The organism is Arthrobacter sp. M71 S08 (genome assembly GCF_059089725.1).
Window position 1 is genome coordinate 29,870 of record NZ_JBNHEY010000010.1, and the last position, 16,246, is coordinate 46,115.

Below are 16,246 nucleotides of genomic sequence, written 5' to 3' on the forward strand. Positions count from 1 at the left end.
CGGCGGATCCAGTGGAACCCAGTAACCTAGACAGAGTGAAATCCTTCGATACCCTCTTTGCCGAGTTGAGCGAGAAAGCTGCCGCCCGCCCATCCGGGTCACGGACCGTGGCTGAACTGGAGTCAGGCGTGCATGGCATCGGCAAGAAGGTTGTCGAGGAGGCTGCCGAAGTGTGGATGGCCGCCGAGTATGAGTCGAATGAGGCAGCCGCAGAGGAGATCTCCCAGCTGCTTTATCACCTCCAGGTCATGATGATCGCCAAGGGACTCACGCTCGAAGACGTCTACAAGCATCTTTAGCCGCGCGCCCGAACGTTCGGAAGAACTCGCGCGCGGCAAACGCCTGCTTCAAGGAAAACTTCCCAAGGAAACCCTCCTCACTGAAGGAAACCCATGCTTCGAGTAGCAGTCCCCAACAAGGGGTCCCTGTCCGAATCCGCCTCCGCAATGCTCAGCGAGGCGGGATACCGCCAGCGCCGCGACACCCGCGAATTGGTGATGGTGGACCCCGAGAACGAAATCGAATTCTTCTTCCTCCGGCCGCGCGACATCGCGGTGTACGTCGGATCCGGAACGCTCGACGTCGGAATCACCGGCCGCGACCTGTTCCTCGATGCCCAGGTGGACGCCGAGGAGCTCCTGCCTCTCGGCTTCGGTGCATCAACCTTCCGTTTCGCCGGCCCGGTGGGCCACTTCGCGTCCGTCTCGGAACTGGAGGGACGCCGTCTGGCTACCAGTTACGACGGACTGCTGCGTGCCTTCCTGGCTGAAGAGGGGGTTGAGGCTACAGTTGTCCGGCTCGATGGCGCAGTGGAATCCTCCGTGCGCCTCGGCGTCGCCGATGCCATCGCCGACGTCGTCGAGACAGGGAGCACGCTGAAGGCCGCCGGTATGGAGATCTTCGGTGAGCCGATCCTGCGCAGCGAAGCGGTACTCATCGGACGCAAGGGCGCAACGCCTGTAGGGCTCGACATCCTGATCCGTCGGCTCCAGGGGGTGCTCGTGGCACGGCAGTACGTCCTGCTCGACTACGACATCCGCAAGGAACTGGTCGACCAGGCCGCAGCGCTGACACCGGGACTCGAGTCACCCACCGTCTCGCCACTGCGCGACTCGGAGTGGGTTGCGGTGCGCTCCATGGTGAAGCGCCACAGCACCAACCAGATCATGGACGAGCTCTATGATCTCGGTGCCCGTGCCATCCTGGTCAGCACCATCCACGCCTGCCGGATCTAGGACAGGGCAAGTCATGAGTGTGGCAATACGCGTCATTCCCTGCCTTGACGTGGACGCCGGTCGCGTGGTCAAGGGAATCAACTTCGAGGACCTCCGCGACGCCGGGGACCCGGTTGAACTGGCACACCGCTATGACCGCGCGGGCGCCGACGAACTGACGTTCCTCGACGTCACGGCCTCTTCCGGCAACCGCGCCACCACCTTCGACGTGGTCGCGAAGACGGCCGAGGAAGTCTTCATCCCGCTGACGGTGGGAGGCGGCGTCCGGGAAATTTCCGACGTCGACCGGTTGCTGCGCGCAGGTGCCGACAAAGCGTCCATCAACACCGCGGCGGTTGCACGTCCGCAGGTCATCGATGAGATCACATCCCATTTCGGATCGCAGGTCCTCGTGCTCAGCCTCGACGCGCGCCGGACCCATGACCGCTCGACGCCGTCGGGCTTCGAAGTCACCACGCACGGCGGCCGGAAGGGAACCGGGATAGACGCGGTCGCCTGGGCGCGTGAGGCGGCAGACCGCGGCGTGGGAGAGATTCTGCTGAACTCGATCGATGCCGACGGCACCCGCGAGGGCTTCGACCTGGAGATGATCAGGGTTGTCCGCGCTGCGGTGAAGGTTCCGCTCATCGCCTCGGGCGGTGCGGGCGAGCCTGCGCACTTCCCGCCGGCCGTGGCCGCAGGGGCTGATGCGGTGCTCGCTGCATCCGTGTTCCACTTCGGTCCCGTCGACGCGATCGCCGAGGTAAAGAGGGCTATCCGGGACGCCGGTTTCCCGGTTCGCTGAGAACCGGCGGTTAGAGTCCTACCTCGGCGCTTTCCAGAAGAGCGACGGCGTCAGGCTGTCCTTCGAAGGTGACCAACGCATGGCGGGTACGCCCGTGGGCGTGCATGAGCAGCTCACCGGGCTCGCCGACGATCGCCACTGAAACGGGTGCGCGTTTGGCGACATGCCTCGGGCCGTCCGGCCGTACCAGCACAATGCCAAGGTCCACGCCCCGATAGAGGATGGCTGCGCGCTTGATCAGTTCGTCCCAGAGCGCGCTGGAGTATTCCTCATCGAGGGCACGGGGCGCCCACCTGCTGGTTGCCCGGCGCACGTCCTCGGTATGCACGAAGTATTCAATGAGGTTGGTGCTGGTGTCGATCGAGCGCAGGCGCATCGGTGAGTAGAACGGGTGGCCTTTGCGGAAGTCGTTCACAAGTGCCTCATAGGCCGGTGTGGATGCGGACTTCGCGGCGAGTTTGCGGGTTGCCTTCTCCGAGACGACCGAGAGCGGCTTGATGAGCGCGCCGATCCCAACGCTGGGTTTATGGGCCCGCAGGTAGAGGTGCGCGGCCAATTCCTTCGTCTGCCAACCGTCGCACAGCGTGGGAGAGTGGGGCCCGGCCGCGAGCAGAGTTTCGGCGAGGACTTCACGGGAGGGATCAACGAAATGCATCACTGTTGAAAATAGCATGATAACCATGCCTGTGCCCGGATAGGGGCGCTTACAGCTCCGGCTGAAGAACCTGCGCCGTTTCGCGCCCGCCGGACGCGGCGCCCGATGCGGCAGTCGGGGCCGGCACGACTAGAATCAGTTGCGATGTCACAACACCCCGAACCTGCCACATTCCCCGCTGCCGGCGAGACGCCGGAGCTCGATCCCGCGGTTGCCGACGCGCTCAAGCGGGACGCCGCCGGCCTGGTTGCCGCGATCGTCCAGGCCGATGACACGGGGGAGGTGCTGATGCTTGGCTGGATGGACGATGAGGCCCTCCGGCGAACCCTGACCAGCGGCCGCGTCACCTTCTACTCGAGGTCGCGCAAGGAGTACTGGCGCAAGGGCGACACCTCGGGGCACGTGCAGTATGTGAAATCGGTCGCCCTGGATTGCGACGGCGATGCGCTGCTCGTGCGAGTGGATCAGGTGGGCGCGGCATGCCACACCGGCACCCGGACATGTTTCGACGGCAGGGATCTCGCCGCCTTCGTCGGCTCCGCATAAGCTTTCGCCGCAGAGGAACACCGTAGGCAGGAACAACGCAACGCCCTTCAGACTGATGGGCGCGAGAATTTAGGAAACGCAATTCATGGATGAGCTCGGAGCAATCACCCCCGGCCTGGAGGAGTTCCGCGCGCTGGCCCGGGACCGGCGGGTCATACCCGTCCGCCTGACTGTGCTCGATGATGCGCACACCCCGATCGGCATCTACCGGAAGCTCACCGACGGCCATCCGGGCACCTTCCTCATGGAATCTGCTGCAGAGGGCGGCGTCTGGTCGCGGTATTCGTTCATTGGTGTCAACTCCCGGGCGACCCTCACCACCAGGGATGGTGAGGCGTGCTGGCTCGGGGAGCCTCCGGCGGGGGTACCCGTGGACGGCAACCCCGTCGAGGCCCTCCGCCGAACCGTGGAGGAACTCCAGACCGCCCGCTTCGACGGGCTTCCGCCCTTCACCTCCGGCATGGTCGGATTCATCGGCTGGGAATCCGTCCGCCACTGGGAAAGGCTTACGTCGCCACCGGAGGATGACCTCGAACTGCCTGAGCTGGCCATGAACCTGGTGACGGATATGGCCATCCACGACAACGCAGGCGGCAAGGTCACTCTGGTCGCAAACGCCATCAACTACGACAATTCCTCCGCCCGCGTGGATGAAGCCTGGCACGACGCCGTTGCCCGCCTGCGGAGCATGCTTCAGCGGCTCGCCTCCGCGTCCGACCAGCCGGTATCAGTCCTGGCCGACGGCGTCGCGGACAGCGCAGCCTTGATGTCCCGCGTCCGGGAACGATGGGACCGGGACCGCTACCTTGCAGCGATCGAGCGCGGCAAGGAAGCCATCGTGGACGGCGAAGTGTTCCAGGTGGTCATTTCACGCCGATTCGAACTGGATTGCGAGGCGTCCGCTCTCGACGTCTACCGGGTGCTGCGCACCACGAACCCAAGCCCGTACATGTATCTGTTCAGCCTTGAGGACGCGGCAGGGCGGCCTTACTCCATCGTCGGCTCGTCACCGGAAGCGCTCGTGACCGTCAACGGCTCCGAGGTCATTACCCATCCCATCGCGGGATCCAGGCCGCGCGGCAAGACCGCCGAGCAGGACCGGGCCCTTGCGGAGGAACTGCTGGCCGATGAGAAGGAACGCGCCGAGCACCTCATGCTGGTGGACCTGGCGCGTAATGACATCTCCAAGGTGTGCCGGCCGGGGACAGTGGACGTTACGCAATTCATGGAGGTCGAGCGGTTCAGCCACATCATGCACCTCGTCTCGACAGTCGTCGGCCAACTGGACCCGGCCCGTTCCGCCTATGACGTGCTGGCCGCGACCTTCCCCGCAGGAACCCTTTCCGGTGCTCCCAAACCGCGGGCGCTCCGGTTGCTCGATGAACTCGAGCCGCACAAACGCGGCATTTACGGCGGAGTGGTGGGGTATTTCGATTTCGCCGGTGACATGGATATGGCGATCGCGATCCGGTCCGCACTGCTGCGCGACAACCGTGCCTACGTGCAGGCAGGCGGCGGCATCGTCGCGGATTCCGAACTTGAGGCGGAGGCGCTGGAGACAGTCAACAAGGCCGCGGCCCCGCTGCGCGCGGCCCTGATGGCTGCGAGCCTCCGCCCGGTAACCGATACCGGCGCAGGCACACCGTGAGCTCCGCGTCGGAGCAGGGCCCGCACACTCGGTCCCGCGCTCCCGCCCTGCGAAGCAAGGGCGTCGTCGTCCTGGCAACGGTCGTCGCTGCGCTGGTGGCCTTTGGCAGCACCACCCAGACATGGCTTTCGGTCACCCTGCCCCAAACCGCCGTCCAGACTCCATCGATCCAGGTCCCCGGATCCGATGCTGCGACGGCTGTGACCGCGTTTGCGCTGGTGGGTCTGGCGGCCGCGCTGGCCGCCTCTATCGCCGGACGTACCGCCCGGTGGATCATCGCGGTCATCCTGACCGTGGCTGGTGCAGGCATTATCTTCAGCAGCCTGGCGGTCGTCAGAGACCCGGCAGCCTCCGCAGCGCCCGCCATTGGAGAGGCCCTCGGTGTCACCAGCCAGGAGGGCGTGTCCGTTACGGCCACCGCCATGCCGTGGCTTGCGACCGCGGCGGGCATGCTGCTGGTGCTCTGCGCGGTGTGGCTGCTCATCGCAGGCAAGGGCTGGCGCTCAGCGCGCCGGTATGAAAACCGGTTGGAACAGTCAGGCGTCCGGAACCGGCCGGGCAAGGCCGATACGCACGCTGACGAGATAGACAGTTGGGACAGTCTCAGCCGGGGAGAGGACCCAACCGGCTGAGTGTCGGACTGAATCAACGCCCTGCCGAATCAATGGCAGAATGGACACAGACCACAGCACAAGGAGATACATACGCCATGGCTAGCACTGCGCCTGAAACCGGTTCCAATGAAACCCCTATGGCTGAGCATTCAGCGGCCCGCGATGAAACTATCGGACACGGCAACAGCCCGGCAGCATGGACGTGCGTCTTCGTGATGCTCGCCGGTGCGGCACTGTCCTCATTCGCTTTCATCTTTGCCAGCACCGAGGGCAACAAGGACGCCGGGACCATCCTGTTCTGGATCGGGGTCCTCATCATGGTGATCGGCCTCGCCCTCGGAATCATCCTGAAGATGCTTGGATTCGGCGTAGGCGGGCACCGGCTCAAGAATTCCGGGCACTAAGTGAGCGTTCTCGACGAGATCATCGTCGGGGTCCGGGAGGATCTCGATGCACGCAGGCAGAACCTCCCGCTGGGCGAAGTCCGCGTCCTGGCAGAGCGGGCCCCCGCCCCACGGGACGCCTATGCTGCCCTCAGTGCGCAGAGCGGCGTGCGCGTCATCGCGGAGGTCAAGCGGAAGAGCCCGTCCAAGGGTGAACTTTCCGACATTCAGGACCCGGCTGAACTCGCCGCCGCCTACGAGCGCGGCGGCGCGGCGGTGATCAGTGTCCTCACTGAGGAACGCCGCTTCGGCGGATCGCTGGCCGATCTCGACGCCGTCCGCGCCGCCGTGGATCTGCCGATCCTGCGCAAGGACTTCACGGTTGACGAGTACCAGATCTGGGAAGCGCGTGCCCACGGCGCGGACCTGATCCTCCTCATCGTCGCAGCGCTCGACGACGCCACGCTGGCTTCTTTCCTCGAGCTCACCGAACGGCTCGGCATGCATGCCCTCGTCGAAACGCACACGGCTGAGGAAGTGCAGCGCGCAGTTGCCGTCGGCGCCCGGATCATCGGCGTCAACGTGCGCAACCTCAAGACACTGGACATCGACCGGTCGGTCTTCCCGGCACTGGCCGGCCTCATCCCGGCCGGTGCCGTTGTAGTCGCTGAGTCGGGGGTCCGGGACACCGCCGACGTCGAACTTTTTGTTGCTGACGGCGCGAAAGCGGTCCTCGTCGGGGAGGCGCTCGTCCGCCACTCGAATCCCGAGGAGACTGTTCGCGAGTTCTCCCGCGCGGGCAGCGCACTGCACACCTGAAGCTGTCGCCGTCGACACGGACAGCAGCACACCATCACGAAGGACAGTAGGTTCATGACCGACACTCCACAGCCGCAGTCTGCAACTGACAGTCCGGCAGAGGCATTTCTTGGCGGGGAATCTTTGCGCCACGCGCAGGGTCCGTACTTCGGCGCCTACGGCGGGCGATGGATGCCCGAGTCCCTGATCGCTGCGCTGGACGAGCTGGAGGAGACCTTCGACAAAGCCAGGTCGGACCCGGAGTTCCTGGCGCAGGTCGCTGAGCTCAACCGGTCCTACTCGGGCCGTCCGTCCCTGCTGACTGAAGCGCGCCGTTTCTCCGAGCACGCCGGCGGCGTCAGAGTCTTTCTCAAGCGCGAGGACCTGAACCACACGGGTTCGCACAAGATCAACAACGTGCTGGGCCAGGCGCTGCTCGCCAAGCGGATGGGAAAGACCCGGGTCATCGCTGAGACCGGTGCCGGCCAGCATGGCGTGGCAAGCGCCACCGCTGCCGCGCTGCTTGGACTCGAGTGCGTTGTCTACATGGGCGCCGAGGATTGCAGGCGCCAGGCCCTGAACGTCGCCCGCATGCAACTGCTTGGCGCGGAGGTCGTCCCCGTCACCAACGGATCGCAGACGCTCAAGGACGCCATCAATGACGCGCTGCGTGACTGGGTTGCGAACGTGGACACCACTCACTATCTGCTCGGCACGGCTGCCGGCGCTCATCCCTTCCCCGCGATGGTCCGTTACTTCCACGAGGTCATCGGCGAAGAGGCGCGCGAGCAGATGCTCAGCGCCACGGGCCGTCTCCCGGACGCTGTTTGTGCTTGCATCGGAGGCGGGTCCAACGCCATCGGGATCTTCCACGGTTTCCTGGATGACCGTGAAGTCGCACTGTACGGATTCGAAGCGGGCGGCGACGGCGTGGAAACCGGCCGGCACGCCGCAACGATTACGCTCGGCCGGCCCGGCGTGCTCCATGGCGCACGCTCGTACCTGATGCAGAACGATGATGGGCAGACCATCGAGTCACACTCCATCTCCGCAGGCCTGGACTACCCCGGCGTAGGCCCCGAGCACGCCTTCCTGGCCGATATCGGCAGGGCGAATTACGAGCCGATCACCGACGCAGAAGCCATGGAAGCGTTCCGGCTGCTCTGCCGGACAGAGGGCATCATTCCTGCCATCGAGTCCGCGCATGCACTGGCAGGAGCGCTGAAGGTCGGGCAGCGCCTGGCAGCAGAGCCGGGTGATCCGGGCGAGAAAATCATCCTCGTGAATCTGTCCGGCCGCGGTGACAAGGACGTCGCGACGGCGGCGGAGTGGTTTGACCTGCTGCCGGAGGACAGCGCAGAGGCCGAGATCGGCGCCGAAGGGGAGCAGCTGTGAGCACCGGAACCATGAGCAAGTCAGCTGAAGCGATTGAGCGCGCCCGCGCCGAGGGACGCACCGCACTGGTCGCCTACCTGCCTGCGGGCTTTCCGGACGTCCAGACCACGATCGATGCTGCGGTTGCGCTTGCTGAAAACGGGGTCGACCTGATCGAAATCGGCATTCCGTATTCTGATCCGGTCATGGACGGAGTGGTTATCCAGCAGGCAACGGTCGAGGCGCTCCAAAACGGCTTCGCTGTGCGGCAGATCTTCGACGTCGTCGCGGGAATCACAAGCCGCACCGACGCTGCCGTGCTTGTGATGACCTACTGGAACCCCGTCATGCGGATGGGGGTCCGCGAGTTCGCGCGCCGCCTGGCCGAAGCCGGTGGTGCCGGCCTCATCACGCCGGACCTCATTCCGGACGAGGCAGAGGAATGGATAGCTGCGTCGGACGAGTTCGGTCTTGACCGTGTCTTCCTGGTTGCACCCTCGAGTTCCCCGGAACGCATGCAGTCCACTGTCGACGCAACCCGCGGGTTCGTTTACGCGGTATCCATCATGGGCATCACGGGCGCGCGGTCCTCCGTCAGTTCAGCGGCACGAGAGGTCGTGGCTGCCGCGCACCGCGCCGGCGCTGAGCGGGCATGCGTCGGGCTTGGCGTCTCCACCGCGGAGCAGGTGCGTGAAATCGGTGCGTACGCGGACGGCGCGATCGTCGGCACCGCCCTGGTGGCCGCCCTCCGGGACGGCGGCGTCCCCGCCGTGGCGGCCCTTGCCAAGGACCTGAGCACCGGAACCCTGAAGGGTTGAGCATGATCCCCGCCAGCATCCCCAGTCCGCCTGCGGAATGGGCAAGCTTCTCCATCGGGCCGGCCACCATACATGCGTACGCGCTGTGCATTCTCGCCGGCATCATCGTCGCACTGCTCCTCACCTCCGCGCGTTGGAAGCGTTACGGCGGCAACCCCGACGTCGTCTGGGACGTAGCCATCTGGGCTGTCCCCTTCGGCCTCATCGGAGGCCGTCTTTACCATGTCTTCTCCTCACCGGACGCGTACTTCGGTCCTGACGGAGACCTGTCCCGCATACCCAGGATCTGGGAAGGCGGCCTGGGCATCTGGGGGGCCGTGGCGCTGGGCGCGGTCGGAGCCTGGATTGGATGCCGTCGCGCCGGTGTCCGCCTGTCCTCCTTCGCCGATGCTGCCGCTCCCGGAGTGTTGTTGGCGCAGGCCATCGGCCGCTGGGGAAACTGGTTCAACCAGGAGCTGTTCGGTGCACCCACCACCCTGCCCTGGGGTCTGGAGATCGACGCAGACAACCCCAACTTCCCGGCGGACGCTGATCCGGGAACGCTGTTCCATCCCACCTTCCTGTATGAGTCGCTGTGGAACCTCGCCGGTGTTGCGCTCCTGCTCCTTCTTGACCGCAGGTTCACCCTGCGCGGAGGACGCATGTTCTGGCTCTACGCCGCCTATTACACGGCCGGTCGTGTCTGGATCGAGGCACTGCGGATCGACGACGCCGAAATGATCACGCTTCTGGGCCTGACACACCGGCTGAACGTCTGGACGAGCGTGCTCGTTCTCCTGGTTTCCCTCGGGATTTTCATCTACCTCACGATGAAGCAGCGGGGGGTCGAAGAGCACTCCGTCTACCTGCCCGGACGCGCTCCTGCCGCCGCCGATGACACCGTCGCAGCCATCCCTGTCGCAGATAACGGATCGGGCACAGAGGTCCATAGTTCGGACACTTCAGCTGAGACGGGTCCGGATCGTGGTAATCTTCCAGAAATAAAAGACGCCTCAGGTACGGCCGCCTCCGCGGAACCAACCCCCGAGGAAACCAGGGAATCAGACTCCCGAAAGTAGCGTCCAGCGGGGCCACCGCCCCTTCCCAAGGACGATGTCACAGCGTCGTGGCTCCGCTCGGTACATCAGCTAGCTCACCGGCTTTGCGCCGTATCGGGAATTGATCAGGCCCATCGCCATCAAGCCATGCCCGCAAGCCATGCCGGTGTGAGGCGTGTCGGCCCTACAATGTGCACTAAGAAATGACGCGTTTCCCGGAAGGGCAAGCGCGCCACGGGGCCGAAGCTGTCCCCTCCCGACGCTCCATCATGGGGGAAGGACTCTATCTATGACTGCACCCACGGCCGGTACTCTGCCGGAGAACAACCACGCGGAATCGCCGTTCACGCGGTTCGCTTCCTACCCGCAGGCATCCGGGCTTTACAACCCGGAAAACGAGAAAGACGCCTGCGGCCTGGCCGTCATTGCCACGCTTCGCGGCGAGCCCGGCCACGACATCGTCGATGCCGCCCTCACCGCGCTGCGCAACCTCGAACACCGCGGTGCCGTCGGCGCCGACGAAGGGACGGGCGACGGCGCGGGCCTCCTCACCCAGGTACCGGACGAGTTCTTCCGCGCCGTCGTGGATTTCGAGCTTCCGGCGCCCGGCAGCTATGCCGTAGGAACCGCGTTCCTTCCGGCTGAGGCGGGCGAAGAGGCAACCGCCCGTACCGGCATCGAGAGCCTCGCCGAGTCCGAGGGCCTCACAGTCCTGGGCTGGCGCGAGGTCCCCGTGGCAGCCGACCTCGTCGGGTCCATGGCCCGGGCGTGCATGCCGTATTTCGTGCAGCTCTTCGTCGCTCCTGTTGGCGGCAGTGTTCAGGACCTCGACGCCAAGGCCTTCCGCCTGCGCAAGCGGGCCCAGAACAAGTACGGCGTGTACTTCCCCTCGCTGTCGTCCAGGACGATGGTCTACAAGGGGATGCTCACCACGGCTCAGCTCGAGCCGTTCTACCCGGACCTGTCGGATCCCCGGTTCAAGACCAAGCTCGGGATCGTTCACTCGCGTTTCTCGACGAACACCTTCCCCTCGTGGCCGCTGGCCCAGCCATTCCGCAGCATTGCTCACAACGGCGAAATCAACACCGTGAAGGGCAACCGGAACTGGATGCGCGCACGGCAGTCACAGCTCGCGCACCCGCTGCTCGGTGATTCTCCCGAGGAGCTGTACCCGATCTGCACTCCCGGAGCGTCTGACTCAGCGTCGTTCGACGAGGTGGCGGAACTCCTGATGCTCGCGGGGCGCCCCATCACCCACGCGATCATGATGATGATCCCGGAGGCGTGGGAAAACCACACCTACATGGACCCAGCGCGGCGCGCCTTCTACCAGTACCACTCCATGCTGATGGAGCCGTGGGACGGACCGGCCGCGGTGTCGTTCACGGACGGACGACTCGTCGGAGCGGTCCTGGACCGCAATGGGCTCCGCCCCGCCCGCTACTGGGTCATGGAGGATGGACTTGTAGTCCTGGCCTCGGAGGTTGGCGTCATCGACGTCGAACCTTCCAAGATCGTGCGCAAGGGACGCGTCTCGCCCGGCAAGATGTTCCTCGTTGATACCGAGGACGGCCGGATCATCGAAGACCAGGAGGTCAAGGCTGAGATTGCCGCCGCCAACCCCTGGGGCGAATGGGTCAAGGAAAACCTGCTCGACCTGAAGGACCTTCCTGAGCGCGAGCACGTCGTGCACACCAAGGCGTCCATCAATCGCCGGCAGCGGACGTTCGGTTACACGCAGGAGGAACTGCGTGTCCTGCTGGGCCCCATGGCGAAGGCCGGCGCAGAGCCGCTTGGAGCTATGGGTTCCGACACTCCCATTGCGGTTCTGTCCAAGCGCCCGCGCCTGTTGTTCGACTACTTCGTGCAGTCCTTTGCTCAGGTCACGAACCCGCCGTTGGACGCCATCCGGGAAGAGCTGGTTACGTCCATGGGCGTCACCATCGGTCCCGATGGCAACCTTCTGTCCTCCAGCCGAGTGCGTTCCAAGCAGATCGCGCTGGACTTCCCGGTCATCAACAATGATGAGTTGGCAAAGATCGCCAATCTTGAGTCCGACGACGGCGACCGCCTAACCGTCCGCGTGCGCGGCCTGTACCGGGTTGACGGCGGGGAGGCGTCCCTTCGTGCACGGCTCGCGGAGATCTGCGAGCAGGTGTCGAGCGCAATCAACCGCGGCATCCAGTACGTGGTGCTCTCGGATCGCGATTCGAACGCCCAGTGGGCCCCCATTCCTTCTCTGCTGTTGACCAGCGCCGTCCATCACCACCTGCTCAAGAGTGCCACCCGGACCAAGACCTCCCTGGTGGTCGAAGCGGGCGACGTCCGCGAAGTCCACCACGTCGCTGTGCTCATCGGGTACGGTGCCTCCGCCATCAACCCTTACCTCGCAATGGAAAGCTGCGAGGAACTGGTGCGCAACGGAGACATCACCGGCGTCACCGCCGAGCAGGCAGTCGGCAACCTGATCAAGGGCCTCGGCAAGGGCGTCCTGAAGATCATGTCCAAGATGGGTATCTCCACCGTCAGCTCCTACTGCGGAGCGCAGACCTTCGAGGCGCTCGGTCTGGCCCAGGACCTCGTGGACGAATACTTCCACGGCACGCAGACCCAGCTCGGCGGCGTCGGCCTCGACGTTGTTGCCGCTGAGGCAGCGGCACGGCACGAGTTCGCCTACCCGCAGGACGGCATCGAAGACCCGTACCGCAGCCTCGACAATGGCGGCGAGTACCAGTGGCGCCGTGAAGGTCCGCCGCACCTGTTCAACCCTGAAACGGTGTTCCGGTTGCAGCACGCCACGCGGGAACGGCGCTACGACATCTTCAAGTCCTACACCAGGGGAGTTGACGACCAGTCCCGCGAGCTGATGACCCTGCGCGGTCTGCTCGGCTTCAAGGAAGGGCTGCGCCCTCCGGTACCGCTCGAGGAAGTCGAGCCGGTATCCAGCATCGTCAAGCGCTTCTCCACCGGCGCCATGAGCTACGGGTCCATCTCGCAGGAAGCCCACGAAACCCTCGCGATCGCGATGAATCGTATCGGCGCCAAGTCCAACACCGGTGAAGGCGGCGAGGACGTGGACCGGTTGCTCGATCCTGAGCGCCGCTCTGCGATCAAGCAGGTTGCGTCCGGGCGCTTCGGTGTCACCAGCCTGTACCTGACCAACGCTGACGACATCCAGATCAAGATGGCGCAGGGAGCCAAGCCCGGTGAGGGCGGCCAGCTGATGAGCCAGAAAGTTTATCCCTGGGTCGCCCGGACACGGCACTCCACCCCGGGAGTGGCGCTTATCTCTCCGCCGCCCCACCACGACATCTACTCGATCGAGGACCTGGCGCAGCTCATCTACGACCTGAAGCGCGCCAATACCTCGGCACGCGTGCACGTGAAGCTCGTTTCGGAAGTCGGGATCGGCACCGTGGCGGCCGGCGTCACGAAGGCCAAGGCCGACGTCGTACTCATCTCAGGCCATGACGGCGGAACGGGCGCCAGCCCGCTCAATTCGCTCAAGCACGCGGGCGTTCCGTGGGAGCTCGGCGTCGCTGAAACGCAGCAGACGCTGATGCTCAATGGACTCCGGGACCGCGTGGTCGTTCAGGTGGACGGTCAGCTGAAGACCGGACGCGACGTACTGATCGCCGCGCTGCTCGGTGGTGAGGAGTTCGGTTTTGCAACCGCTCCGCTGGTGGTCTCCGGCTGCATCATGATGCGCGTCTGCCATCTCGACACCTGTCCGGTCGGCGTCGCGACGCAGAACCCCGAACTGCGGAGCCGCTTCACCGGCAAGCCCGAATTCGTCGTGAACTTCTTCGAGTTCATTGCCGAGGAGGTCCGGGAACTGCTGGCAGAGCTCGGGTTCCGCTCACTCGATGAGGCGATCGGCCGCAGCGAGGTACTCGATGTCCAGCGCGCCATCCAGCACTGGAAGGCGGACGGGCTGGACCTGGACCCCATCCTGCGTGGCAACGAGTTCGGTGAGGATGCTCCGTTGCGGAACATGTTCCCGCAGAACCACGAGCTGGACCAGCACTTCGACAACAAGCTGATCGACATGAGCAGCGACGCGCTGAATCACCGGGCCCCTGTGAGAATCACGCTCGACGTCGTCAACACCGACCGTTCAGTGGGCACCATGCTCGGTTACGAGGTCACACGCCGGTTCGGCACGGACACGCTGGCGACAGACACCATCGACGTCACACTGACCGGCCATGCGGGGCAGTCGCTCGGCGCCTTCCTTCCGGCGGGCATCACGCTGCGGCTGCTCGGTGACTCCAACGACTACGTCGGCAAGGGGCTTTCGGGCGGGCGGATTATCGTGCGTCCCGACAGGGCCAACGTCTTCGCTGCCGATCGCAACGTCATCGCCGGCAACGTCATCGGTTACGGTGCCACCAGCGGCGAGATCTTCCTTCGCGGTCAGGTGGGGGAGCGGTTCCTGGTGCGCAACTCCGGCGCCACAGCAGTCGTGGAAGGCATCGGTGACCACGGATGTGAGTACATGACCGGTGGCCAGACGCTCATCCTTGGCCGTACGGGCCGGAACTTCGGTGCCGGCATGTCGGGAGGTACGGCTTACGTCCTCGATCTCGATGTAACCCGGGTGAATGTTCAGGCGCTGAACAGCGGTGAACTGAAGTTGGAGAAACTCGACGCGGAAGACATCGAGATTGTCCGGCAGCTGCTCCTGCGGCACCAGGAAGAGACCGAGTCGACGCTCGCTGCCAAACTACTCGAGGATTACGAGGCAACTGTGCCGCGCCTGACCAAGGTGCTGCCGCGTGACTTCGCACGCGTTCTCGATGCCCGGGCCGCTGCCATTGAAGAGGGACTCGATCCCGACGGCGAAGAGGTCTGGAACAGGATTTTGGAGGTTACCGGTGGCTGACCCACGTGGATTTATGAAGGTGCGCGAGCGGCAGACGCAGCCGCGCAGGCCTGTCCCGGTCCGGATCATGGACTGGAAGGAAGTGTACGAGGCCCAGGAAAAGGGCGTCCTGAAAAGCCAGGCCGGCCGCTGCATGGACTGCGGCATTCCGTTCTGCCATCAGGGGTGCCCGCTCGGCAACCTCATCCCGGAGTGGAATGACCTGACCTGGCGCGACAAGGGCCGCGAGGCAATCGACCGGCTGCACGCCACGAACAACTTCCCCGAGTTCACTGGCAGGTTGTGCCCCGCTCCGTGCGAGGCGTCCTGCGTTCTCGGAATCAACCAGCCTCCGGTCACGATCAAGCAGGTCGAGGTCTCGATCATTGACGAGGCATTCGACAATGACTGGGTTCACCCGCATCCTCCGGAGCGGCTCACAGGCAAGACCATTGCCGTCGTCGGGTCTGGTCCGGCGGGCCTTGCCGCAGCCCAGCAGCTTACCCGGGCCGGTCATACCGTGGCCGTGTACGAGCGTGACGACCGCATCGGCGGCCTTCTGCGCTATGGAATCCCGGACTTCAAGATGGAGAAGATCCAGCTTGATCGCCGCCTTGACCAGATGAAGGCTGAGGGAACCCGTTTCCGCGCAGGTGTCGAGGTGGGCCATGACATCAGTTGGGACCAGCTGCGCCGCCGGTACGATGCCGTAGTGATCGCCACCGGCGCCACGGTCCCGCGCGATCTGCCGATCCCCGGCCGCGAGTTCGATGGCGTGCACTTCGCCATGGAGTACCTCGTGGACGCCAACCGTGTTGTCGCGGGGGAGGAGGTAGAAGACCAGATCCACGCCGAGGGCAAGCACGTTGTCATCCTGGGCGGCGGTGATACGGGTGCCGACTGCATCGGCACCGCGCACCGTCACAAGGCCGCATCCGTCACCACCCTCGCAATCGGCCAGCAGCCGCCGACCGAGCGTAGGCCCAACCAGCCATGGCCGACTTTTCCCACGCTCTTCGAGGTCGCCAGCGCACACGAGGAAGGCGGCGAACGCACCTACCTGGCTTCGACCGTTGAATTCGTTGGCGAGGACGGCAAGCTGAAGGCGGTCCGGGTCGCTGAAACCGAGTTTGTCAACGGAAAGCGGCTGCCCAAAGCCGGCACCGAGCGGGATATCCCGGCGGATCTGGTGTTCCTGGCGCTTGGTTTCACGGGTCCGGAACCCGCAGGGATCGCCGAACAGCTAGACGCTGCTTTTGACGGTCGCGGTAACGTTGAGCGTGACGGATATTACATGACCAACACACCCGGCATCTTCGTAGCAGGCGACGCAGGACGCGGACAATCGCTCATTGTGTGGGCAATCGCGGAGGGGCGGGCGTGTGCTGCCGCGGTTGATCAGTGGCTGATGGGTCAGACCAAGCTGCCCGCGCCGGTGGCACCCACAGACCGCGCTCTCACCGTCCTGTAATTCCTGCGGGCGCCGGAGC

The 16,246-nt window shown here is 64.9% G+C and carries 14 protein-coding genes; 13 read left to right on the forward strand and 1 reads right to left on the reverse strand.

All coding sequences use genetic code 11. The features are described 5' to 3' along the window. Positions 1-35: 35 nt before the first annotated feature. The 3 genes from AC5RTB_RS15850 (at position 36) to hisF (ending at position 2,019) form a co-directional block, all read left to right on the forward strand. Positions 36-299: a phosphoribosyl-ATP diphosphatase gene (locus AC5RTB_RS15850; protein ID WP_490891428.1), complete on the forward strand. Its 264-nt coding sequence runs from the start codon at positions 36-38 to the stop codon at positions 297-299. 93 nt (positions 300-392) lie between these two features. Beyond that, on the forward strand, positions 393-1,235 hold the full coding sequence (gene hisG / locus AC5RTB_RS15855) for an ATP phosphoribosyltransferase (RefSeq protein ID WP_494062012.1): 843 nt from the start codon (positions 393-395) through the stop codon (positions 1,233-1,235). A 13-nt stretch (positions 1,236-1,248) separates the two neighbouring features. Further along, positions 1,249-2,019, forward strand: coding sequence for an imidazole glycerol phosphate synthase subunit HisF (gene hisF, locus AC5RTB_RS15860; RefSeq protein ID WP_494062013.1), 771 nt, complete (start codon positions 1,249-1,251; stop codon positions 2,017-2,019). Positions 2,020-2,029: 10 nt separating this feature from the next. Here the strand turns inward: hisF and AC5RTB_RS15865 are convergent, their stop codons facing one another. Next, entirely contained in the window at positions 2,030-2,674 is a 645-nt protein-coding gene (locus AC5RTB_RS15865) for a TIGR03085 family metal-binding protein (protein WP_494062099.1), read from the reverse strand. A 144-nt stretch (positions 2,675-2,818) separates the two neighbouring features. Between AC5RTB_RS15865 and hisI the strand changes: the two genes are divergently transcribed. The 10 genes from hisI (at position 2,819) to AC5RTB_RS15915 (ending at position 16,227) form a co-directional block, all read left to right on the forward strand. Continuing rightward, positions 2,819-3,220: a phosphoribosyl-AMP cyclohydrolase gene (hisI, locus tag AC5RTB_RS15870; RefSeq protein ID WP_494062014.1), complete on the forward strand. Its 402-nt coding sequence runs from the start codon at positions 2,819-2,821 to the stop codon at positions 3,218-3,220. Positions 3,221-3,305: 85 nt separating this feature from the next. Then, on the forward strand, positions 3,306-4,868 hold the full coding sequence (locus AC5RTB_RS15875; RefSeq protein WP_494062015.1) for an anthranilate synthase component I: 1,563 nt from the start codon (positions 3,306-3,308) through the stop codon (positions 4,866-4,868). Further along, positions 4,865-5,500 carry a Trp biosynthesis-associated membrane protein gene (locus tag AC5RTB_RS15880; RefSeq protein WP_494062016.1) on the forward strand — a complete coding sequence of 212 codons (636 nt, stop codon included), beginning with the start codon at positions 4,865-4,867 and terminating at the stop codon, positions 5,498-5,500. Before AC5RTB_RS15875 ends, AC5RTB_RS15880 begins: the two co-directional genes overlap by 4 nt. 77 nt (positions 5,501-5,577) lie before the next feature. Further along, positions 5,578-5,886, forward strand: coding sequence for an HGxxPAAW family protein (locus tag AC5RTB_RS15885; RefSeq protein WP_494062017.1), 309 nt, complete (start codon positions 5,578-5,580; stop codon positions 5,884-5,886). Beyond that, positions 5,887-6,684, forward strand: coding sequence for an indole-3-glycerol phosphate synthase TrpC (trpC, locus tag AC5RTB_RS15890; RefSeq protein ID WP_494062018.1), 798 nt, complete (start codon positions 5,887-5,889; stop codon positions 6,682-6,684). A 54-nt stretch (positions 6,685-6,738) separates the two neighbouring features. Then, positions 6,739-8,058, forward strand: a complete 1,320-nt coding sequence (trpB, locus tag AC5RTB_RS15895) for a tryptophan synthase subunit beta (RefSeq protein ID WP_494062019.1) — start codon at positions 6,739-6,741, stop codon at positions 8,056-8,058. 11 nt (positions 8,059-8,069) lie between these two features. Next, on the forward strand, positions 8,070-8,855 hold the full coding sequence (trpA, locus tag AC5RTB_RS15900; protein WP_494062100.1) for a tryptophan synthase subunit alpha: 786 nt from the start codon (positions 8,070-8,072) through the stop codon (positions 8,853-8,855). 2 nt (positions 8,856-8,857) lie between these two features. After that, positions 8,858-9,913: a prolipoprotein diacylglyceryl transferase gene (lgt, locus tag AC5RTB_RS15905; RefSeq protein WP_494062020.1), complete on the forward strand. Its 1,056-nt coding sequence runs from the start codon at positions 8,858-8,860 to the stop codon at positions 9,911-9,913. A 268-nt stretch (positions 9,914-10,181) separates the two neighbouring features. Next, complete coding sequence (gene gltB, locus AC5RTB_RS15910; protein ID WP_494062021.1) at positions 10,182-14,777, forward strand: glutamate synthase large subunit; 4,596 nt, start codon at positions 10,182-10,184, stop codon at positions 14,775-14,777. After that, the gene (locus tag AC5RTB_RS15915) at positions 14,770-16,227 is read left to right on the forward strand and encodes a glutamate synthase subunit beta (protein WP_494062022.1); all 1,458 of its coding nucleotides are present in this window, start codon (positions 14,770-14,772) and stop codon (positions 16,225-16,227) included. Before gltB ends, AC5RTB_RS15915 begins: the two co-directional genes overlap by 8 nt. The last annotated feature ends 19 nt before the right edge of the window (positions 16,228-16,246 follow it).

Bases quoted from the DNA above. Each gene is read 5' to 3' on its own strand.
- trpA (WP_494062100.1), top strand. From the start codon at position 8,070: ATGAGCAAGTCAGCTGAAGCGATTGAGCGCGCCCGCGCCGAGGGACGC.
- AC5RTB_RS15875 (WP_494062015.1), top strand. From the start codon at position 3,306: ATGGATGAGCTCGGAGCAATCACCCCCGGCCTGGAGGAGTTCCGCGCG.
- hisG (WP_494062012.1), top strand. From the start codon at position 393: ATGCTTCGAGTAGCAGTCCCCAACAAGGGGTCCCTGTCCGAATCCGCC.
- AC5RTB_RS15865 (WP_494062099.1), bottom strand. From the start codon at position 2,674: ATGCATTTCGTTGATCCCTCCCGTGAAGTCCTCGCCGAAACTCTGCTC.
- trpB (WP_494062019.1), top strand. From the start codon at position 6,739: ATGACCGACACTCCACAGCCGCAGTCTGCAACTGACAGTCCGGCAGAG.
- hisI (WP_494062014.1), top strand. From the start codon at position 2,819: ATGTCACAACACCCCGAACCTGCCACATTCCCCGCTGCCGGCGAGACG.
- lgt (WP_494062020.1), top strand. From the start codon at position 8,858: ATGATCCCCGCCAGCATCCCCAGTCCGCCTGCGGAATGGGCAAGCTTC.
- hisF (WP_494062013.1), top strand. From the start codon at position 1,249: ATGAGTGTGGCAATACGCGTCATTCCCTGCCTTGACGTGGACGCCGGT.
- AC5RTB_RS15885 (WP_494062017.1), top strand. From the start codon at position 5,578: ATGGCTAGCACTGCGCCTGAAACCGGTTCCAATGAAACCCCTATGGCT.
- gltB (WP_494062021.1), top strand. From the start codon at position 10,182: ATGACTGCACCCACGGCCGGTACTCTGCCGGAGAACAACCACGCGGAA.